The sequence below is a fragment of the Saccharopolyspora sp. SCSIO 74807 genome (assembly GCF_037023755.1).
Classification (GTDB): Bacteria; Actinomycetota; Actinomycetes; order Mycobacteriales; family Pseudonocardiaceae; genus Saccharopolyspora_C; species Saccharopolyspora_C galaxeae.
Genome location: NZ_CP146100.1, coordinates 6,025,523 through 6,046,152 on the forward strand (window position 1 = coordinate 6,025,523; position 20,630 = coordinate 6,046,152).

The 20,630-nt window shown below is 68.2% G+C and carries 15 protein-coding genes; 4 read left to right on the plus strand and 11 right to left on the minus strand.

Going from position 1 to position 20,630, the window contains the following annotated elements; translation table 11 throughout:
- Positions 1-80: 80 nt before the first annotated feature.
- From V1457_RS27575 to V1457_RS27590, 4 genes are all read right to left on the minus strand, one after another.
- Complete coding sequence (locus tag V1457_RS27575; RefSeq protein WP_338597924.1) at positions 81-1,610, minus strand: helix-turn-helix domain-containing protein; 1,530 nt, start codon at positions 1,608-1,610, stop codon at positions 81-83.
- A gap of 79 nt (positions 1,611-1,689) precedes the next feature.
- Positions 1,690-2,079, minus strand: a complete 390-nt coding sequence (locus tag V1457_RS27580) for a hypothetical protein (protein ID WP_338597925.1) — start codon at positions 2,077-2,079, stop codon at positions 1,690-1,692.
- A 144-nt stretch (positions 2,080-2,223) separates the two neighbouring features.
- Complete coding sequence (locus tag V1457_RS27585) at positions 2,224-2,943, minus strand: aspartate/glutamate racemase family protein (RefSeq protein ID WP_338597927.1); 720 nt, start codon at positions 2,941-2,943, stop codon at positions 2,224-2,226.
- 35 nt (positions 2,944-2,978) lie between these two features.
- Complete coding sequence (locus V1457_RS27590) at positions 2,979-4,448, minus strand: NCS1 family nucleobase:cation symporter-1 (protein ID WP_338597929.1); 1,470 nt, start codon at positions 4,446-4,448, stop codon at positions 2,979-2,981.
- 418 nt (positions 4,449-4,866) lie between these two features.
- Here V1457_RS27590 and V1457_RS27595 point away from each other — a divergent pair, with 418 nt between their 5' ends.
- Together V1457_RS27595 and V1457_RS27600 are read left to right on the plus strand one after the other, a co-directional pair.
- Positions 4,867-5,685: a bifunctional allantoicase/(S)-ureidoglycine aminohydrolase gene (locus V1457_RS27595; protein ID WP_338597931.1), complete on the plus strand. Its 819-nt coding sequence runs from the start codon at positions 4,867-4,869 to the stop codon at positions 5,683-5,685.
- A 67-nt stretch (positions 5,686-5,752) separates the two neighbouring features.
- Positions 5,753-6,385: a class I SAM-dependent methyltransferase gene (locus tag V1457_RS27600; protein WP_338597932.1), complete on the plus strand. Its 633-nt coding sequence runs from the start codon at positions 5,753-5,755 to the stop codon at positions 6,383-6,385.
- A 5-nt stretch (positions 6,386-6,390) separates the two neighbouring features.
- Here the strand turns inward: V1457_RS27600 and V1457_RS27605 are convergent, their stop codons facing one another.
- The 4 genes from V1457_RS27605 to V1457_RS27620 all read right to left on the minus strand — a co-directional run bounded on the left by V1457_RS27605 (position 6,391) and on the right by V1457_RS27620 (position 12,815).
- Positions 6,391-9,315, minus strand: coding sequence for an FAD-linked oxidase C-terminal domain-containing protein (locus V1457_RS27605; RefSeq protein ID WP_338597934.1), 2,925 nt, complete (start codon positions 9,313-9,315; stop codon positions 6,391-6,393).
- Positions 9,316-9,399: 84 nt separating this feature from the next.
- Entirely contained in the window at positions 9,400-11,196 is a 1,797-nt protein-coding gene (locus tag V1457_RS27610; RefSeq protein ID WP_200071731.1) for a thiamine pyrophosphate-requiring protein, read from the minus strand.
- Between the two features lie 387 nt (positions 11,197-11,583).
- The gene (locus V1457_RS27615) at positions 11,584-11,955 is read right to left on the minus strand and encodes a plasmid stabilization protein (RefSeq protein ID WP_200071732.1); all 372 of its coding nucleotides are present in this window, start codon (positions 11,953-11,955) and stop codon (positions 11,584-11,586) included.
- A gap of 80 nt (positions 11,956-12,035) precedes the next feature.
- Positions 12,036-12,815, minus strand: a complete 780-nt coding sequence (locus V1457_RS27620) for an OBAP family protein (RefSeq protein ID WP_338597937.1) — start codon at positions 12,813-12,815, stop codon at positions 12,036-12,038.
- Positions 12,816-13,299: 484 nt separating this feature from the next.
- On the opposite strand from V1457_RS27620, the gene V1457_RS27625 reads away from it, so the two are divergent.
- Positions 13,300-14,472, plus strand: coding sequence for a cytochrome P450 (locus tag V1457_RS27625; protein ID WP_200071734.1), 1,173 nt, complete (start codon positions 13,300-13,302; stop codon positions 14,470-14,472).
- 67 nt (positions 14,473-14,539) lie between these two features.
- Positions 14,540-14,749, plus strand: coding sequence for a DUF2945 domain-containing protein (locus V1457_RS27630; RefSeq protein ID WP_338597938.1), 210 nt, complete (start codon positions 14,540-14,542; stop codon positions 14,747-14,749).
- A gap of 156 nt (positions 14,750-14,905) precedes the next feature.
- Here the strand turns inward: V1457_RS27630 and V1457_RS27635 are convergent, their stop codons facing one another.
- The 3 genes from V1457_RS27635 to V1457_RS27645 form a co-directional block, all read right to left on the minus strand.
- Complete coding sequence (locus tag V1457_RS27635; RefSeq protein WP_338597939.1) at positions 14,906-15,289, minus strand: hypothetical protein; 384 nt, start codon at positions 15,287-15,289, stop codon at positions 14,906-14,908.
- A gap of 232 nt (positions 15,290-15,521) precedes the next feature.
- Positions 15,522-15,932, minus strand: coding sequence for a hypothetical protein (locus V1457_RS27640; protein ID WP_338597941.1), 411 nt, complete (start codon positions 15,930-15,932; stop codon positions 15,522-15,524).
- Positions 15,933-15,942: 10 nt separating this feature from the next.
- A complete protein-coding gene (locus V1457_RS27645; protein WP_338597943.1) occupies positions 15,943-20,466 on the minus strand; it encodes an RHS repeat-associated core domain-containing protein in 4,524 nt (1,507 codons plus the stop codon).
- Positions 20,467-20,630: the final 164 nt, after the last annotated feature.

Consider the following 20,630-nt stretch of genomic DNA (forward strand, 5'->3'; position numbering starts at 1 on the left):
TGGACCAGGCCCCGCACCGGAGCATTGTTCGTCAGCTACAGCTCACGGTGCGGTCTTTTTCGGTTTCGCACAGGGCCGCATCAGGCCTCGTGGGCCGCCAAGTCGATCATCATGGCCAGCCGCTTGCGCGGGTCCTGCAGGTCGAGCGCGGTCACCTCGGCCATCCTGCGCAGTCGATAGCGCACCGTGTTCGCGTGCACCCCGAGGCGCTCCCCCGCTTCGGCGAGTTCGCCTTGGGCGTCCAGCCACGCGGCCAGCGTCGCCACGTACGCGGTCCGGTGTTCGCGGTCGTACGAGCGCAATTCGGCGACCGGACCGCGCGCAGGCGTGCGCCCGGCAGCGGCCGCCGCGCGCAGCCGGTGCAGCAGGATTTCGTCCCACGATTCGTCGTACGCCCGCGGTTGCGCATCGGTCGAGCGACTTTGGTGCAGCGCCAAGCACTCCTCGGCTTCCTGGCGCGCCGCGGAGAGTTCCGCCGCCGACGCCATCCCGCTGATCCCGGCCCAAACGCTGACCTGATCCGGCAGCACCCGGCGCAACGCGGCCACCCAAGCCCGCGCGGTCGCGACGTCCTCGCTGGAAAGCACGGTGTAGAGGGTGTTGCCGGACAACGCGCTGCGGCCCGGTCGCGACCAGCCGAAGCCCGCGGTCGCCCGGTCGAACGCCAGCAGCAGGCCGGAGTGGTCCTCGAGGACATTCGGGCGGATCGCGATCACCCGCAGCGGCCCCGGCGGCAACCCGAGCCTGCCGACCAGCGCGGCGGCCGCAGCGGTGCCTTCCAGCAACCGCATCACCAGGTCCGACTCGACCTGCCTCTCCAGGTCCGCGCTCGCGCGCGAGCGCAGCAGGTGCAGCGACACCGTGCGGGCACCCTCGATCAGGGCCATGCGCCGCACGCCGGTCAGCGGCTCGCCGCAGTCCACCCACACCGAACCGAGCAACTCCCGATTCGCGCGGACCGCCACCACCATCCGGCCGGTGAGCCCCTGCGCCGGATCCGGCTCGACGAACAACGGCTCGTCCGAGACCGCGAGGTGGGCGAACACTCCGCGCACCTCGAACAGCTCGCGCAGCCGCGCCGGAGCTTGGCGTTCCACGATGGTCGCCAGCCGCGCGGGGTCGGCCTGGTGGTGCGAACTCGAATAGGCCAGCAGCGACGACAACCGGTCTTCGATGACGACCGCGCCGTCGACCGCATCGGCGAGGCTGTCGGCCAGCGCGAACAAGTCGGTGGGCCCCCGCCCCGACTCGGTCTCGCGGCCTTCGAGCACCAGGCCGTAGACCACGCCCGCCAGCTCGCTCCAGGACACCGCGGGATCGACCAGCATCACGGCGAGCCCCGCGAGCTCGGCGGCCGAGACCGTCTCCTCGGTCAGCTCCGCGCTACCGCGGACGAGCACCACGCAAGCCCGCGCGGCCTGCGCCCGCCGGATCGCCTGCAGCTCGGACTCGGCGCCAACGGCGAGGTAGACGTCGCCGGTCACCGGACGGTCGTCCGCGCAATCCTGCAGGACCACGCCCCGCAGCTCGGTCGACCGGGAAAGCGGACAGCAGCACAACCGCACGCCGTAGCCACCCAGGACGTTGACCAGGCGGTCCAGCACCATCATCGAACTTCACTCCCGCAGCGCCTGAGCCATCGCTGAGCGGCTGAGGGCGCCGGGCGGCTCCGGCGCCGTGCAACGGTTCCTACTGCTGCACCGGGACGAGCCACGGCATGTTCTCGGGTTCCTTGCGCCCCGGCAGGTGCGCGTTGAGCAACGGCGGCAGCCAGCCCGCGACCGGCATTCCGACCTCGTCGGACAACCTGGCCAGCTCGGCCGCCTGGGCCGCGTCCGGCCGGACCCGGATCAGCACCGGCCCGGAGCCGAGGTAGTGGATCTCCCGGGCCGATGGCGAGTTGATCATCGCGCGAGCGGCGTGCACCACGTCCGGCAACCGATCGCCCAACGCCTCGATCGCCTCGAACACCACGGACGTAGCGGTGCGGCGTTCGTCCCGGTAGGTGTCCAGGCGAGCTTGCAAGGCGTCCGAGACGAACACCGTCACGGGCTCGACCGAACCGTCGTTAGAGGTCATGCCCGATGTCTACCAGGCCCGTCCCCGGCCGGGCCGTACAGGACCGTCCCGTTCGGACCGGCCTCGCAGCAGAACGCGGCCGGCCCGACCCGCTCGGTCACAGGTGCCTGCTCGCCGCCTCCCCCAGCCGGGCCGCGCTCAGCCTCAGCGCGGCGGCCAGTTGGTCATCGTCTTGGGCCGCGGAGGTGCGTAGGTGCGCACCTTCGAGGTCGTCAGCCCGAGGCGGATGAGGGATTCGGCGGTCGTCACCGCCGCGGTGACCCCGTCGACGACCGGCACTCCGGTGCGTTCGATCACTCGCTCGGCCAGGCCCGACATGCCGCCGCAGCCCAGGCAGACGACCTCGGCCCGGTCGTCCTGCACCGCGCGCACCGCCTCCTGGGCGATGGCTTCGACGGCGGCCCGGGGATCGCGGTCGAGTTCCAGCACCGGCAGACCGCTCGCGCGCACGGAAGCGCACCGGCTGTTCAGCCCTGCGGCGGCCAGCCGGTCCTCGATCAGTGGAACGGTGCGGTCCAGGCTGGTCACCACCGAGTAGGTGCGGCCGACGAACTGGGCGGTGCTCGCGGCGGCCTCGGTGATGTCCACGACCGGGACCTCGAGCAACTCCTGCAGGCCTTCCCGGCCGTGCTCGCCGTAGCCGGCCTGGATGACGGCGTCGAACGGTTCCGGGTAGGCCCGGACGGCTTCCATCACGGCGACCGCCGCGAGGTAGCTCTCGTAGTTGCCCTCCACCGATTCCGCGCCGAACGGCGGCGTCAGCGGGACGATCTCGGTGCCGGGAGCCGCCGCACCGGCGGCCTGCGCACCGATCGATTCGGTGATCGACGGAGTCGTGTTGACGTTGACGATGAGAATGCGCACGATTCACCTTTCGCGAAGTCCCGTGCCGGGGCCGCTCACTCGGCCGCGACGGCGATCGACTCGCCGTCCACGTCCCGCCCGTCAGGATCGCGGTCACCGATGGCGGCGTAGATGACGGCCCCGAGCGCCGCACCGATGAACCACGAGAACCCGGATGCGGCGCCGAAGGCGGGCACCAGCGCGAGCACGACGGCGATCGCCGCGGACGGGACGAACGCCCACACCGCCTTCGGGTTGTATCCGCGCCGGTAGTGGTACTCGCCCTGGGCTTGCTCGGTGTAGAGGTCCGGGACGTTCACCCGGGTCCTGCGCAGCAGCCAGTAGTCCGCCATGATCACGCCGAACAGCGGTCCGAGCAGCGCGCCGAGGCCGCCGAGGAAGTAGTTCACCACCACCGGGTTGTCGTAGAGGTTCCAAGGCAGGATGACGATGCCGATGACGGCGCTCACCAGCCCTGCCCGGCGGAAGTTCAGCCGCCGCGGGAAAAGGTTCACCAGCACGTAGATCGGCGCGACGAAGTTGGCGAGCAGGTTCACCGCGATCGTCAGCAGCACCAGCGCGACCGACGCGGCCGCCAGCAGGAACGTGTTCGGAATCGTCTGGACGATGTCGGCGGGGCTGGTGATCACCCGCCCGTTCAGCTTGAACTGCGCTCCGCTGAGGACCACGACGATGGTGGCGAAGAAGAGCATGTTCACCGGGATGCCGACCAGGTTGCCACCCACGATCGAGCGGCGGCTCTTGGCCGAGCGCGTGAAGTCGCAGAAGTTCAGCACGAACGTCCCGTAGATCACGACCCAGAGCGCGGCGCCCTGCAGGACCTGCAGCCACATCGCCGCCCCGGTGAGCGGCTCGGCGGTGGACGGCGAAATGGACCAGTCCGCGCGGGCGAACATCCACACCGCCAGGCCGAACATCGTGATCAGCGTCGTCGGTGCCGCGACCGCCATGTACCTGCGGATCACGTGCATCCCGTAGCTGACGATGAGCACTTGGACGAGCCAGAGCACGAGGAAGGTGAGCCAGCCGAGCAGCGACAGCCCCAGCACCGTGTGCGCTTCCAGCTTCCGCAGTGCGGGGAACATCGCCACCAGGAGGGTGTTGAGCACCGAGGACGCGAGGTAGGTCTGGATGCCGAACCAGGCGATGGCGACGATTCCGCGGACCGCGGCCGGGATCTGCGCACCCTTCGTCCCGAACGCGATGCGGCTCATGACCGGGAACGGCACACCGGCCTTGTGCCCCATGTAGCCGGACAGCGTCAGCAGCAGGAACAGCAGCACCGAGGCGAGCAGGAACGCGGCCAGGATTCCCCACACGTTCAGCCCGAGTGCGAACAGCCCGATCGCGAACGCGTAGTTGCCGAGGCTGTGCACGTCGTTGGCCCAGAGCGTGAAGACGTTGTACGCGCCCCAGCGGCGCCCGTCCTTCTTGGTCGGGGCCAGGTCGTAGCTGTACAACCGGGGACTCGGGGTGCAGCTCGCTTCGTTGTCGGTGGCGGTCATCGAGCCGCCTCCGAGTTCTGCGCTGCCCCCGGGGCGGCGGTCATTCGACGCATTTGGACTCTCCGCTGAGTCAGGATCGGGCGACGCTCTCGCGGTCCATGCGACTCCGGGCGACGAGGCGCGCGGGGCACGACGGAGCGATCGGCGGCACTACGACACCGAGCGATGTGAACTTCCGCAATATGGAAGTATACGGCTGGGATGCGGAAGACCGTAGCGACCGTCCTGATCGCCGTCAACAGCGCCGCCGAAACCGGCTCGGCGACTCCGCGGACGCGCTGCGCGCTCATCGGCGTTCGACGCGTGACGCCTTCCGCAGTCGGCTGCTTTTGCCTATCCTCGTCCGGCGCCCGTTGTGTATACGTGAACGTATCCCGTGTTCCGCGGCCGCATCCGCCCCCAGCGAGGAAGGGATCACTTGAGCCAGCCGACCTACTTCGCCCCCGAGGGCGGCCTGCCGTCCCAATCCACCATGCTCACCGACCGCGCACTGGTCACCGAGGCGTACACGGTCATCCCGCGCGGCGTGCTGCGCGACATCGTCACCAGCAACCTTCCCGGGTGGAACGGCACTCGGGCGTGGATCCTCGCCAAGCCGATCCAAGGGTTCTCGACGACGTTCGCGCAGTACGTCGTCGAGGTGTCGCCGGGAGGCGGCAGCACCCGGCCGGAACCGGAGCGCGGCGTCGAATCCGTCGTGTTCGTGCTCGGCGGCGAGCTGCGGCTGGTCATCGAGGGAGCCCGGCACGACCTCACCCCCGGTGGATACGCCTACATCCCGGCCGGGGCCGACTGGTCGGTGGCCAACGATTCCGGCGAGCGAGCCAGCTTCCAGTGGGTCCGCAAGGCCTACGAACCGCTCGAGGGCTACGCGCCCGCGGCGTTCGCGGTCCAGGAGCAGGACATCCAGCCCACGCCGATGCCCGACACCAACGGAGCATGGGCCACGACGCGGTTCGTGGACCCGGACGACCTCGCCCACGACATGCACGTCAACATCGTCACCTTCGAGCCGGGCGCGGTCATCCCGTTCACCGAGACGCACGTGATGGAGCACGGGATCTACGTGCTCGAAGGCAAGGCCGTGTACCGGCTCAACGGCGACTGGGTGGAGGTGGAGGCGGGAGACTTCATGTGGCTGCGCGCCTTCTGCCCGCAGGCTTGCTACGCGGGCGGACCGGGCAAGTTCCGGTACCTGCTCTACAAGGACGTCAACCGGCAGATCAAGCTGACCTGAGCGGGGGCCGGCGCCTCGCGCGCGACCGCAGCAACGGACCTCGGTCCAGGTGCAGGACAATGGAGTCATGGCCGAGCAAAGTCTTTGGATGCAGAAGGTCGCCGCCGACCCCGGGCACTCCGCCTGGTACATCGACCGGCTCCGCGGCATGGCTCGCGCGGGCAACGACCTCGCCGGTGAAGCGCGCCTGGTCGACGCCATGGCCCCGCGCGGCGCGCGCATCCTCGACGCGGGTTGCGGACCCGGCCGGGTCGGAGCCGCGCTGGCCGCGGCCGGTCACGACGTCGTCGGGGTCGACGTCGACGCCGCGCTGATCGCGGCTGCCGAGCAGGACCATCCCGGGCCGCGCTGGATCGTCGGCGACCTGTCCGAACTCGAGCTGCGCGGGCACGGCATCACCGCGCCGTTCGACGTGATCGTGTGCGCCGGGAACGTGCTGCCGTTCCTGGCGCCGGGAACGCGTGGCGCCGTCCTGGCGAACTTCCGCGAACACCTCACGGCCGAAGGGCGGCTCGCGGTCGGATTCGGGGCGGGCCGGGGATACGACTTCGACGAGTTCTTCGCCGACGCCGCGGCAGCGGGGCTCGGCACCGACCTCAAGTTGTCCACTTGGGACTTGCGCCCGCTCGCCCGGGACTCCGGATTCCTGGTCGCGGTGCTGAGCCCGGTCGGCGGTGACGTCGCGCAGAACACCGCCTGATCAGCTCATCGAGGAGTTGACTCGCCGCTGAGGACCTCGGCGAGATGCAACGCCCGCCGGTTGCCGCCGTGTGCGATCTGCGTCCGGCAGCTGAACCCGTCGGCCAGCACCAGCGTGTCCGCATCGGTCTCGCGCAAGGTGGGCAGCAGGGAGTGCTCCGCGCACGCCATCGACACGTCGTAGTGCCCCTGCTCGTACCCGAAGTTCCCGGCCAGGCCGCAACAACCGGAGTCGAGCACGTTCGCGTCGACGGACGCCCGCTGCAGAATCGCGGTATCCGCGGCGAATCCGAGCACCGCGTGCTGGTGGCAGTGCGGTTGCACGACCGCGCTCGCACCGACCTCGGGCGGTCGCCAGTCCTGCGAGGCGTGCGCGCGCAACGCTTCGGCGAGCGTGCTGTATTGGGACCGCAGCCGTTGCGCGTCTTCGTCGTGCGGCAGGATTTCGCGGGTGTCGGAACGGAAAACCGCGGTGCAGGACGGTTCCAGCCCGACCACGGGTGTTCCTGCCTCGAGCCAAGGGCGCAGCAGCCGGAGGGTGCGTCGCAGCACCCGCCGGGCCGTGTCCAGCTGACCGGTCGAGATCCACGTCAAGCCGCAGCAGACCGGCTTCGTCGGCACCGCCACGCGGAATCCCGCGCTCTCCAGCACTCCCACCGCCGCCCGCGCGATCCACGGCTCGAAGTGGTTGGTGAAGGTGTCCGGCCACAGCACCACCGCGTCGGAATCACCGGGGCGCGGCTCGGCGGAGTCCCGGTGGCGCCACTGCTGCTGGAAGCACGCCCTGGCGAACCGAGGTGCTTCCCGTTCCGGCGTCACGCCCGCGAGCCGTTTGCCGAGCCGGGCCGCACCGGGTGCGTGCAAGGCGGCGTTGACCGGTCCGGGCGCCCATTGCGCGGCCTGTGCCAGCGCGGGAAGCCAGCCCAGCGAGTAGTGCACGGCCGGACGTGGCCGGTGCCGGTAGTGCTGCGCGAGGAACTCCGCCTTGTAGCTGGCCATGTCGACACCGGTCGGGCAGTCCGACTTGCACCCCTTGCAGGCCAGGCACAGGTCGAGCGAGTCATTGACGGCCTCGGAACGCCACCCGTCGCTGATCGGCGAATCGCTGTGGCCCTGCATCATCTCGAAGAGCAACCGCGCGCGCCCGCGCGTGGAATGCTCCTCTTCGCCGGTGGCCCGGTACGACGGGCACATCACGCCGCCCGTCGTGCTGCGGCAGTTGCCGATCCCGACGCAACGCATCACCGCCTGGTGGAAACTCGCGTCGTCATCGGGATATCCGAGGAACGTCGAGGAGTGCTCGGGCCGGTAATCCGGCCCGAGGCGGAGGTTCTCGTCCACCCGGTACGGCGCGATGACCTTGCCCGGGTTCATCCGGTTGGCCGGGTCGAAGATGTTCTTGACTTCGGCGAACGCCCGCACCACCGGATCGCCGAACATGATGCTGAGCATCTCGCCGCGGGCCTGGCCGTCACCGTGCTCCCCGGACAACGACCCGCCGTAGGACACGACCAGGTGCGAGGCCCGCCGCACGAACTCGCGGAAGTGGGCCACGCCCGGCCCGCTCTTGAGCCGGAACGGGATGCGGATGTGCACGCATCCGTGTCCGAAGTGGCCGTACAGCGCGGGGCGCTCGTAGTCGAACTCGCGGAACAGCGCGAGCAGATCGCGCAGGTAGTCGCCCAGCCGCTCGGGATGGACCGCGGAATCCTCCCAGCCTTCCCAGCTTTCCGGCATGTCCGGCGGGTTCGCGGTGGCACCGAGCCCGGCCTCCCGGGCCTTGAGCATCTGCGACTCGCGCTCGGGATCGTCGGAGACCGCGACGTCGGCGTCCTCAGTGGACTTGCCGATTCCCTCCAGCACGCGCGTCACCTGCCGGTCGGCCTCGTCCGCGGAGTTCCCTCCTGTTTGGACGAACAGCCAGCTCGATCCTTCCGGCAGCGACGCGAGCGATCCGGGGAACATCCCTTGTTCGCGGATGAAATGCGTCAGCTCGCCACCGACCGCTTCGAGCTGCAACGGGTCGCTGAGCGACAGCAGCGTCGGCACGTGATCGGCAGCGGCGGCGACATCGGCGTAGCCGAGCACGAGCATCGCGGTGCACGGCACGGTCGGGACCAGGTCGATCTCGGCGTGCAGCACCGTCGCGAGCGTTCCCTCGCTGCCCACCAGCAGCGCGGCGACGTTGAAGCCGTCCCCGGTCACCAGCGAGTCGAGGTTGTACCCGGACACCCGGCGCGGAATGTCCGGATATCGCTGCAGAATCTCGTTCCGGTAGCGGTCGCGGACGTCCCGGAGCCGCCGGTGCAGCTCGCCCCGCCGGCCTCCTTCGGCGATGACGGCCTCGAGTTCGCGCTCGGTCAGCGGACCCACCCAGCACCGCAACCCGTCGTAGGTCAGGATCTCCAGCCGCCGGACGTTGTCGACGGTCTTGCCGTACTTCTGGGCGCTCGCGCCGCACGAGTTGTTGCCGATCATGCCGCCGATCGTGCAGTGGCTGTGCGTCGCCGGCGCGGGCCCGAACTTCTCCCGGTGCGGCCCGAGGGCGCGGTTGAGCTCGTCGTAAACGATGCCGGGCTCGACCACGCAGCTATATCCGGACGGATCGACCGAAACCACGCCGTTGCAGTACTTCGTCCAGTCGATCACGATCGCGACGTTCGCGCATTGCCCGCCGAGGCTCGTGCCGCCGCCGCGGGAGAGCACGGGCGCGTCGTGCTCCCGGCACACGCGCACCGCCTGCGCTCCGGCCTCGACCGACCGCGGGACGACCACACCGATCGGGACCTGCCGGTAATTCGACCCGTCGGTCGAGTAAGCGCCCCGCGAGCCCGCGTCGAACCGGACCTCGGCGTCCACAGTGGTCCGCAGCGCATCTTCCAGTGCCGTGACGTCGACCCGCGGCACGCCGGGTAGTCCGGTCGCTACCATTTCGCCTCCTCGGCCCCAAGACCTCGAGGCCGTGCGCGGTCTCCGGCGGCGCGGTGCGCGACCGCGCACCGCGCGTCCGCTCGCTCAGCGCCCGCTCGAACGGCCCGGCATGATCTCCTGGGCCTTGGACTTGGCGCCTTCCGCGACCACCGACCACGCCTCGGGATCGCCCTTGAGCAGCGCCGAAGCGACGTTCTCCATCTGGTCCCAGTTCGCCTGCGGCGGGATCGGCGGCACGGCCGGGTCGGTGACGAACTCGACCAGGCAAGGCCGGTCGGCTTGCAGCGCACGTCGCCACGCGCCCTCGATGTCGCCGGGCTCGTCGACCTTGATCCCGCGCAGCCCCAGGCTCTCGGCGTACTTGGCGTAGTCGAAGTCCGGCAACCGCTGGGAAGGCAGGAACTGCGGCGAACCGCTCATCGCTCGCAGCTCCCAGGTGACCTGGTTGAGGTCGCGGTTGTTGAGCACCCCGACGATCACCCGCGGGTCGTCCCAGTCCCGCCAGTAGTGCGCGATGGTGATCAGCTCGTTGATCCCGTTCATCTGCATCGCCCCGTCGCCGACCAGTGCGAACACCGGGCGATCGGGATGCGCGAACTTGGCTCCGGTCGCGTAGGGAGCGCCCGGGCCCATGGTCGCCAACGTGCCCGACAGCGAGGCGCGCATGTCGCCGCGGATCATCAGGTGCCGGGCGTACCAGTTCGCCGCAGAGCCCGAATCCGAGGTCAGGATGGAGTCGTCCGGCAGCAGCGGGGAGAGTTCGTGGAAGACCCGCTCCGGGTTGATCGGGTCGGCTTCGACGCCCGCCCGCCGTTCCATGACGTTGCGCCAGCTGCGCACGGTGCCCTCGACCTGCTCGCGCCAGGAGCGGTCCTGCTTGCGGTGCAACCGCGCGAGCAGCTCGCGCAGCGTCGCTCGCGCGTCTCCTAGCAGGTTCACCTCGAAGGGATAGCGCATCCCGATCATGGTCGGGTCGATGTCGATCTGCACCGCCCTGGCCTGGCCGTACTCGGGCAGGAACTGGCTGTAGGGGAAGCTCGCGCCCACCATCAGCAGCGTGTCGCAGTCCCGCATCAACTCCCAGGACGGCCGGGTGCCCAGCAGCCCGGACGCTCCGGTGACGTACGGCAGCTCGTCCGAGAGCACGTCCTTGCCCAGCAACGCCTTCGCGACACCGGCACCCAGCACGTCGGCCACCTCGACCACCTCGTCGACGGCGCCGTGCGCGCCCTGACCGATCATCATGGCCACCCGCTCGCCGGAGTTGAGGATCTCGGCGGCGTGGTCGAGGTCGGCTCGCCCCGGTGTCACGACCGAGTCCGACAGGCCGAGGCTGGAGGGCACCATCTTGAACGCGTGCGACGGAGCGGTGTACTCCAGGTCCTGGATGTCCCCGGGAATGATCACAGCGGTCACGGTGCGCCGGGCGCGAGCCGTGCGCATCGCCCGGTCCAGCACGTTCGGCAGCTGCTGCGGCGCCGTCACCTCTTGGACGTACTCGCTGGCCACGTCCTTGTACAGCGACTTCAGGTCGATCTCCTGCTGGTAGGAACCGCCCAGCGAGGTGCTGCCCTGCTGACCCACGATCGCCACGACGGGAACGTGGTCGAGCTTCGCGTCGTAGAGGCCGTTGAGCAGGTGCACCGCACCGGGCCCTCCGGTAGCGATGCACACCCCGGTCTCCCCGGAGAACTTCGCGTAGCCGACGGCCTCGAAGGCGGCCAGTTCCTCGTGCCGCGCCTGGATGAACCGGGGATCGTCGCCCGCGCGCTGCCACGCGGCGAGGATCCCGTTGATCCCGTCACCGGCGTACGAGAAAACCTTCTCGACGCCCCACTCCCGCAACCGACGCAGTAGGTAGTCGGAGACCAACTCCGCCATGTCAGCACCCCGTATCGCCCGAGACGACAGTCGTCATTCAGTATCGCGATACCCGGACCACATCGGCCGAAACCCGCCGCCGGCGCCGGTGCGGTCGGTGTCGTGGCCAGCGGAAACTCGTCCGCAATGCGCAGGGCCGGTTAGGCCGATTCGTCGTCACCGAGATACCAGAACCGTTGGACCGGCAAGTTCGTGCTGTTCCCGGCCGGGAATCTCATTTCGTCCGGATGAGCCGCTACTCAAGGAATCCGGCGTCCAGCCGGTATTTCGGTTTGCACTGCCAGCCCGGCGAGCATGTGGACCCACGTTTATCGCGCGGTCCTTCGGTCTAACCAGCGGTACCGCGCGGCCCGGAAGGAGTCCGCGCGGCGACTTCTCCCACGAACTTCACGCCCGCGCGAGCTGCTCTTCGAGCTGGGCCTTGGTCATCTTCGAGCGGCCCTTGATGCCACGCGCCTTGGCGTCGGCGTAGAGCTGGGCCTTGGTGCGCCCGCCGGGGCCGTACCGGTTGCCGGAGCGGATCCCGCCGCGACGCGGAGCGGGGATGTCCTCCATCGAGGTCTTGCTCTGCCGGCTCGCCTCACCGCTGCGGGCGCGCTGCTTGTTCACCGTGCGCGCCGCGATTTCCTCGGCACGACCGCGGCTGGCGCCGCGCTGCTCCTGGGAAGCTTCAACGTGCTCGTACTGGCGGTCGGCCTTGTCGCTCCACTCCTGTTCGCGCGGATTGCGGCGTTGCCGCCGAGAGGTCTGTCGTGGCATCGATTCCTCCTCAAGCAGACCGTGCACTCCCCAACGGCCTTCCCGGTGCACCTTCGGCTAAACCCGGCGGCTCGTCCGCACTACCGCTCGAAGTCGACCTCGTCGAGCCGGGTCTGCACGCTCCGGCCGCTTTCCCAGGAGTTCGCGCCCGGCGCCACCTGCGGCGTCGGGATGTCGGCCCGGTTGCGCCGCTTGCCGGGCGCGGAGATGCCGAGCGCGCGATCGCGGTCGCGGATCGACGCCTCGTCGGCCTGCCCGTCCGCGGTGAACGCCATCATCAATTGCGGAATCCCGTACGGGAAGTCGTCGCGATCGTACTGCCAGGTGTGGAACGTCTTCCCGTAGGTTCTGACCAGATCTTCGAAGTAGGTTTTCTCCGCGATGTCCGGAATTCCCGGAGCGGCCAGGATGCCGGACTTGACCTCGTAGTCGTGGCTGTGCCACAGCCGCTTCTCGTCTTCGGGCAGTTCGCGGAAGCGGTCCTCGCCGATGATGTACTCGATACCGATCAGCCGGGCATCGGGCGCGTTGCGGTCGAAGATGACGCACTGGTGCAGGTCGTGGCGCAGGTGGACGCAGAAGTGCGACGCCTGCACCTGCCTGCCCATTTCATCGGCGTACATGTGGAAGCCGTTGAGGTAGGTGCTCATCGCCTCCAGCGGATACTTCGGCTGCAGCACGCCCGCCGCCAGGTCGAGGGCCCGATGCTTCGCGGAATGCCCCTTGCCGATCTTGGCCAGCGTCGCCGCCTTGCGGCCGAGCGTGATGCCGACCGTGGTCACCACCCCGAGGGCCACACCGAAACCGACGGCTCCGGCCGTCCCTCGGCCGGAGCCGCACGAGCAGTGGGTGGATGTCATGCACCGGGCCTACCCGGGCGCCTCGGACGTTACGCGCCGCTCGGACCGCCGGTGGGTTCGCGGCCGTCCGAGCTCAGTGTTGTGGGTCGGCGACGCTCAATGCCCGGATGAAGGCCGGTCGACGCCGCGTCGGCAGGTAGTCGAGCGAAGCGAGACCGGCCCGGGCCGCACAGACCTGACAGATGCGGCGGCCGTCGTCGGGCGGCATCTCGGCACGAAGGGCGTGGACCGGGCCGTGCACCTCGCACCCGCAGTGCGCATGCGGGACTTCACCGCCCGACACGGGGATGTGCCACACGGGTTCGCGGATGCTGGAGACCCACTGCGGCAGCTGTCGATCAGTCACAACCTGAGTTCTCGGCTAGATGGACGAAACCTATAGGTTGTGCAGCCTAGTGCTGGCCTAAGACTGATGCGACCCCCCTGGGTGCGAGGACAATGCATCGACGTCCGTCCACCACCCGACCGGAAAGAAGTGACCGACATGACCAGGCCGTCCACCACCTTCGAAGGTCTGCACGAGTGGTTGCGCTCCGCGCGGGAGGAAGCCGCGGTGCAGGTCGATCACGACAACCGCACCGTGCAGCTGTTCGGCTATCCGGAGGTCTACACCGCGCTGACCGAGACCGGCGACTTCTCCTCCGATCTCAACGAGCTCGCGCCCCGGAGCACGCAGGGCGACGTCTTCGCCGAAGGCAACTTCATCAACCTCGACCCTCCGCGGCACGACCGGCTGCGCGGGCTCGTCAGCAGGGCGTTCACCCCCAAGGTGATCGCGGGGCTGCAACCGCGGATCACCGAGGTCACCGACGGACTGCTCGCGGCAGCGGGCACCGAGTTCGACCTGGTCGACGCGCTGGCCTACCCGTTACCGGTGATCGTGATCGCGGAGCTGCTGGGCATCCCGACCGACGACCGCCCGCTGTTCCGGAAATGGGCGGACACGCTGCTGTCCCAGCAGGCCGGGGACTTCAGCCAAGAGCAGCTGGAGCGCACCCGCGCACAGGTCGAGCCGACCATGCGGGAACTGAACGAGTACCTGCTCGGGCACATCCGCGCTCGCCGCGCGGCCCCTGTCGACGATCTGACCAGTCAACTCACCGCGGCGGAGGCGGATGGACGGGCGCTGACCGACGGAGAGATCATCGGGTTCGCCGGACTGCTGCTCATCGCGGGCCACATCACCACCACCGCGCTGCTGGGCAACAGCATCCAGATCATGAACGAGCACCCCGAGATCGCCGGGCAACTGCGCGCGGACCGGGAGCTCATCCCGCAGGCCGTCGAGGAGTTCCTGCGCTATCGGTCGCCGTTCCCCATGGTCGGCAGGCGCACTACGCGGGAGCTGTCCATCGGCGGGGTGCCGATCCCGCAGGACTACATGGTTCTCCCGTGGCTGGCCTCGGCCAACCGCGACGCGAGCCATTTCGACGCACCGGACACAGTGGACATCCACCGCAAGCCGAACAAGCACCTGTCCTTCGGCAAGGGAATTCACTTCTGCATCGGCGCCCCACTCGCCCGCCTGGAGGCGAAGGTGGCGCTGAACCGGCTGTTCGACCACTACCAGCACATCGACGTGGTCGGCGGCGAGTTCTTCGACGCCAAGACCATGGTCGCCGCCAAGCAGCTCGCGGTGCAGGCCAGGCCACGCTGACCGCAGCCGTGCACACCGGCGTCGACCCGCACATACTCGCTGCAGGATCACGCGGGAAGGAGTCGAGATGGCACCCCGATTCTCAGTCGGCGACCACGTCGAATGGAATTCCGAAGCGGGCTACGTCTCGGGCGTCATCATCGAGAAGCACACCGAAGACGTCGAATACAAGGGCCACACGCGCCGCTGCAGCCCGGACGACCCGCAGTACGAGATCAAGAGCGACAAAACATCCCACGTCGCCATGCACAAAGGCGACGCGCTGACGAAACTGTAGGCGCGTGTATTCTTTGCGGACCGGACGCCGTGGGCGTACCCACCGGCACTTTCGACTTCCGTTTCCCGGTGCCGACCTTCGTGCTGACCCGCAGTTGTCAGCGCGCTAACACCTAACGCCGCCCAACACACTCCGAGCCACCAATTTCGCATACACCTACGCGGCATCTGCCAGCAGCCGATCAAGTCGGTCCTCGAAGTCGCAAACTTCATTCACCCGAAGGTCAACCGTCCACTCGCTGCTATCGAACGCTGCAATCCTCGCCGTTTCCTCGCCTGCGCAAATAGCTCGGATCTCCCCGTTCGTCACCTGAACCAATCCGTCGGCAAGGTTCACCAAGTCGGACCATGCCAGCACGTAGGGCACTGCATCGACCTTCTCGTCGAACTCGTCCCAAGACATGCCATACGGCAACGAACCAGTGCCCTCCAGATCATGAATCCGCCACTCCCAGCAATTATCGCCAACAAGCCGGAGAATGTCCTTGAGACCGATCAGCCGTCCATTGGAGGGCCACATCGGAAACACTCTGGCCACCATTATGAACCTCCGACGGGACCGCGAGCACGGACGCTCAAACACGCCACACTGACATGCACCAAGCGACTCCCCTGTCTCTTTCATCAGCATCATCCGCAGGTACCGACTTCAGCCTGCAAGACCGAGTCAGATTGGCAAGCGAATTTTCGCTCCCTAGCGTTCGCTTACGAAGCGAGATTCGAGACGATCGGTTGCGCAGACACGGAAAGCGAATCAAAAGCACGACGCAAAATCAAATATAATGCTCCAAACGCATGTTCAACTGACGCAAGCCGGCTGAATGCAACTCTTCGATGAACAAGCTGACGCAATCGTCCACCTCGCGCAGCGTATGCAGCCCGCTCCACTTGTCGGGCTCGAAAGCAGATCCCACGCGCCACCTGTCGTCGAGCCTTTCGATCCGTACGGCCCCGCGCTCATCAAACGACATCGACTCAAACTCGAAGTTTTCTCGGTCGTCCGCTCCGCTCCTCGACCACAGAGCAAGTGCATGTGCCAAATCCACCACCGGGAAGTACGGCTCGGAGTAAACCACGCAGCCCGCATCAACCACATGAAACTCAGCCTCTACATGCACCAACACTTCGGCCCATCTGTCCGTTCGGAGATCTTCGGCATTCAGGTTCCGGAACGACATCCGCATGAGAGCACCATCATATATTCTTCACCGGGAACGCATTGAACACTTCCCCGTCGGAGTTTACAAGGACCTTAACAGTGGACTCGCCCTTGGTGCCGATCGACCTGCCCAAGTCAGCGAACACCTGAAACGAATCCGGATCGCCCTGATTTGGCTTGAAGATGGCGTCCGGTGTTTTCAGCCCGTCAGCGACCCATTGCTGCGCGACTTGCGGATCAGTGGTGTCGAACTTTCGGTACCGGCCGCCAAAATCTGACAGATGCTTATTTTTGATAAATATTTCATGGGGCTTTTCGGCTGCTTTGAACGCCAAGCTCGATGCTTGTTCGAGGCCGATTCCGGTACAACTCTGCAGTCCTAGCGGATCGATCAGACCGGAAGGGTTGGCGACATAAACGTGCGGGTTGGGTCCCGCGTCGAGTCCAAGCGGGTCCGTTGAAGTGTAGCGCCCGGTATCCGGGTCGTAGTGCCGGAAGTAGTTGTAGTTGAGGCCGGTTTCGGGGTCGGCGTATTGGCCGGGGAAGCGTAGTGGGGTGGACGTTCCGGTGCGGGATTCGCCGAGGTTCTGTCCCCACAGTGTGGTGCGGTGCGTCCAGGCGATGTCGCCTTGGTCGTTGATGAGTTCGGTGGGGGTTCCGACGAGGTCGGTGATGATGGCGTGGAATTGTTCGTCGATCCACGGCTGGGAGGCGTCGCGCAGTGGGGGGCGTTCGCGCTGGGTCAGCGGGCGGAAGCTACCGGGTGCGTAGTCCCAAACCGTGGCCCGAGCATCACCACGGTCAGCGTCTTCGGAAACACCGCCCGCGCGGGTCTGCTCGGCCAGGGCGGAGCCGTCCCAAGCGAAGTCGAGCTGCTCCACGACCTCATCATCGGCGTCGAGGCGGTGCTTGGCGATGCGGCGGCCGAGCGGGTCGTAGTGGTAGTGCCAGCGGGTGCCGTCGGGGGTGGTGACGCCGGTCATGCGGTCGTCGGCGTCCCAGGTGTAGTGCCAGGTGGCGGGCTTTTCGGAGAGGCGTTTTTGCTGGCGCAGGGTCATGCGGCCTTGGGCGTCGTGCTCGTAGCGGACTTTGCCCGCGCGGCGGATGAGGGTGCCGTTGTACTCGCGGTTGCCGAGCGCTTCGGAGTCGGGCGAGTCGGTGGGTGCCGGCCACGTCCCCTCGGTGATGTTGCCCGCCGCGTCGTAGGCGTAGCGCTCGGTCCAGCCGGAGCCGTGGACCGTGGTCACGCGCCCGACCTGGTCGAGGTCGAAGGTACGGGTACCGCCAAGTTGGTCCTCGATGCGGGAGAGGAACCCGTCGGCGCGGTAGCTGTAGGCACGCTGCTGGGTACGTCGACCGTCGCGACCGGTCAGAGCTTGGGAGATGAGCTGGTCGTTGAGACCCCATTCCTGGGCCAGGACCGCTTCGCCGCCGAGCGAGCGCTGGATCTCCCGCCCGGCTGCGTCGTGTTCGAAGTGGAGGGTGCGGCCTGCGGTGTGCAGCGCGGTCGGGTTGCCGTTCGGGTCGTAGTCCCAGTCGCTTGCCGCGCCGGACGGAGTCACTCGCCGGGTGCGACGGCCCAGCGCGTCATAGGTGGAGGTCAGGGTGCGGTCGTTGATGGTTTCGGCCAGCACCCGGCCCAGCGGGTCGCGGTCGAAGAGCACCCGCGCGTGCGGGTTGGTGGCTTCGCGCAGTCGTCCGGCTTGGTCGTAGCAGAAGGTGGCGACGGCATCGCTGTTGCGGCGTTCGGTGACCTGGCCCAGCAGGTCGCGGGTGAAGGTGGTGGTCTCGCCTGCGCCGTTGGTGCGCTCGACGAGTTGGCCTGCCGGGTCGTGGCGGTAGCGCAGCGTCCGACCGTTGAAGTCGTGCTCAGCGACCAGATTTCCGGCCACGTCGTACTGGTAACGCCACACCAAGCCCTGCTCGTTGGTGACGCTGGTCAGGCGTAGTTCGGTGTCGTAGCCGAACGCCAAGCGCGTGCCGTCAGGGCGGACTTCGGCCGCGGGCAGGTCGAAATGGGTCACCTCGGTGCTCGTGCGTTGCCCGAGCGGGTCGATGTGGGTGTGCAGGTTGCCTTCGGCGTCGTAGAGCCACCGCTCGGTCGCCCCGTCCGGCAGGGTCCGCCAGGCGGGTTTGCCATCAACGGTCCAGCCCAGGCGGGTCACCCCGCCGACCGGGTCCGACAGCGCGGTGACTCGACCGAACGCGTCCCGCTCATAGCGCGTCGTGGCGCCGAGCGGGTCGGTGATCGCGGTCGGCAAGCCCGCGGCATCGGTGTCGACGCGGCGAGTGTTGCCCAGCGCGTCGGTGACGCGAAGCAGGCGCCCTCGCTCGTCGTAGTCGTACGTCGTGGCCGCGCCCGCCGGATCCACAGTGCGCGCGAGGTTGCCGCGGGCGTCGTACTCCCGGTGCGAGACCGTGCCATCCGGAGCGGTCACGATGATCGGCTGGCGCAGCTCGTTGTAATCGAGCCGGACCAGGCCGCCGTCCGGGCGGCGCAGCGTGGTCAGGTTGCCGCGCTCGTCGTACTCGTAGCTGGTCGTGCGGCCCAGCGGGTCGATGCGGGACAGCAGCAGGTCGAACTCGTCCCACTCGGAGACCGTTTCGGCTCCGAGCGGGTCGACCTCCCGGACGACCTGGCCGGAGTGGTTGAGGTGGTAGGCGGTGCGGTGTCCGAGCGAGTCGGTCACGTAGGTGATGCCGTGGTCGGTGTCGTAGGTGATCGTGCCGCTCAGGAAGCCGTCCGAGCCGTCGGTGCGCACGCACCTGCCCTCGGCGTCGTAGGTGTAGCGGTATTGCACGCCGTTGCGGTCGGTCCACCCGGTGATCTGGCCCGCGGCGTCGTAGTCGAACCGCAGCGGCTGCCCGGACTCGTTGACCACTTCGGTCAGCCGCTCGTCGCGGTAGCCGTAGCGCATCAGCGCCACGTCCGCACCGTTGTCGGCGTCGCACAGGTACAGGCCCGTGACCAAACGGTCCTTGGTCTCGACGCGGATGCGGTAGCCACCGCTGTGGCGGATCTCCTGCGGCAGGCCCGTGTCGTCGTAGGAGACCTCGATCCGATTGCCGTTGCGGTCGGTGATCGAGGACAGCAGCCAGCACGCGTCGTACTGCACGAACCGCAGCGTGCGACCGCGATCCGGATCAGTGATCAGATAAGCACCGTCGTCCGAGCGTTCCAGCGGCCACCGAGGACCCACCACCGGCAGCACCGCCGCGCCCGGCCCGGGATGCGGATACGGCACCGTCAGCCCGTCTTCGGAGGCGAAGTACACGCCGTCGTCGTCGGCCTCCACCCGCTGGTCCAATGTGGACGACCAGCTCGGTCCGAAGAACAACCCGTGCCGATGCGACGACACGTGCGTGCGCCCCAGCACCAGGGGCAGGACACCGTCGAGCTCGACGTCGGTCTGCGACAGCAGCATCCGGCCGCTGTCCACATCGATCGGATCGATCCGGAACGACTTCTTCCCCCACGGCATCACCGACTTGGCTTTCGCCCCCAGCTGCCGCCCGAGCCGGCCCGCTCCCGCAGCCGCGCCCTTCGCCGCACTGGCCAGTTTCCCGCCGGCGCCGACCAGCTTTCCGCCGAGCTTGGCGACTCGGCCGAACGGTATGACCGTTAACGCCGTATCCACCAAGATCGACGTCAAACTGCCTTCGCCGGTGGCTGCGTAGATACCGGCGTCGATGGCCAGGGCGGCGCCGCCGGTGATGCCGGCGGCGATGAGGAAGGCGCCGCCGACGGCGTTGCCGACCACCGGGATCGCCTGCAACACCAGACCCACGACCGCGAGCGCGCCCGAGACGACCTTCAGCGCCGAGGAGATCTCCTTGAGCACGTCCTTGTTCTCGCGGATGAAGTCCTGTCCCTGGCCGATGAGGTCGTAGCTGGCCGGGGGCTCTTTGAACCGCATCCCCTTGGCCTCGTTGATGCGATTCGTGCACTCCCGGGCCGCAGCGGTCATCTCCGTGCGCAGACCGTTGGCCTTGTCCACGCAGTCCTGCCACGCCACCCGAGCCGACGACAACGCCGCCGACGCATCCCCCGCGTCCGACTCATACGGCGCTGCGGGCGGTGGCGGACGCCCCGCCGGAGCATGGGCTTGTTCGTCGCGGACCTTGTCCGCATGAGCCCGGTCGGCGGACCGCGCCCGCTCCACACGGCCCTCGCTGGCCTTGAGCTGCTCCCACAACCCAGGCGCCTGCTGCGCCAACGGCCGCATCCGCCCCTGAAGCTCGGACAACCGCGAGGAAAACCGGGACAACGCCGAGCCGACCTGGCTGAACGCCGTGCCCGTCACCCGCAGATCCGGCGGCAACTCCGAATCGATCTTCTCCCGGAACTGCTCCGCCTCCGGACCCTGGAACTGACCAGTGTCCATGCCCGTGATCCGCTCCGCCGCATGCGACGCCGACCCGCCGAACCGGTCGTACCGCCGAGCCGAACCCGCGATCGCCTCCGGCGAACCACCCAACGAGAACAAGTGCCCCGGAAAATCCGCCACCGCAACCCCCACCGCACGAGACCCACTCCCGCGACCAGCCCGCACCGACACCTCGGCGCGAACGGCGACCCGGCACGAACAACAGCCCGGCGCGCAGCGTTCACCCGCGACTACCAGCCGTGATCACGACAGATCAGCGCGAGTGTACGACACCACCCGGGCCCGCCGGGGCCGCTTGCGGAAAACCACCCCGGCGGGCAACCGGACCAGCCCGA

Coding starts and splice junctions, on each gene's coding strand:
- V1457_RS27635 (WP_338597939.1), bottom strand. CDS start 15,289: ATGGTGGCCAGAGTGTTTCCGATGTGGCCCTCCAATGGACGGCTGATC.
- V1457_RS27600 (WP_338597932.1), top strand. CDS start 5,753: ATGGCCGAGCAAAGTCTTTGGATGCAGAAGGTCGCCGCCGACCCCGGG.
- V1457_RS27605 (WP_338597934.1), bottom strand. CDS start 9,315: ATGGTAGCGACCGGACTACCCGGCGTGCCGCGGGTCGACGTCACGGCA.
- V1457_RS27610 (WP_200071731.1), bottom strand. CDS start 11,196: ATGGCGGAGTTGGTCTCCGACTACCTACTGCGTCGGTTGCGGGAGTGG.
- V1457_RS27640 (WP_338597941.1), bottom strand. CDS start 15,932: ATGCGGATGTCGTTCCGGAACCTGAATGCCGAAGATCTCCGAACGGAC.
- V1457_RS27580 (WP_338597925.1), bottom strand. CDS start 2,079: ATGACCTCTAACGACGGTTCGGTCGAGCCCGTGACGGTGTTCGTCTCG.
- V1457_RS27590 (WP_338597929.1), bottom strand. CDS start 4,448: ATGACCGCCACCGACAACGAAGCGAGCTGCACCCCGAGTCCCCGGTTG.
- V1457_RS27630 (WP_338597938.1), top strand. CDS start 14,540: ATGGCACCCCGATTCTCAGTCGGCGACCACGTCGAATGGAATTCCGAA.
- V1457_RS27575 (WP_338597924.1), bottom strand. CDS start 1,610: ATGATGGTGCTGGACCGCCTGGTCAACGTCCTGGGTGGCTACGGCGTG.
- V1457_RS27625 (WP_200071734.1), top strand. CDS start 13,300: ATGACCAGGCCGTCCACCACCTTCGAAGGTCTGCACGAGTGGTTGCGC.
- V1457_RS27620 (WP_338597937.1), bottom strand. CDS start 12,815: ATGACATCCACCCACTGCTCGTGCGGCTCCGGCCGAGGGACGGCCGGA.
- V1457_RS27615 (WP_200071732.1), bottom strand. CDS start 11,955: ATGCCACGACAGACCTCTCGGCGGCAACGCCGCAATCCGCGCGAACAG.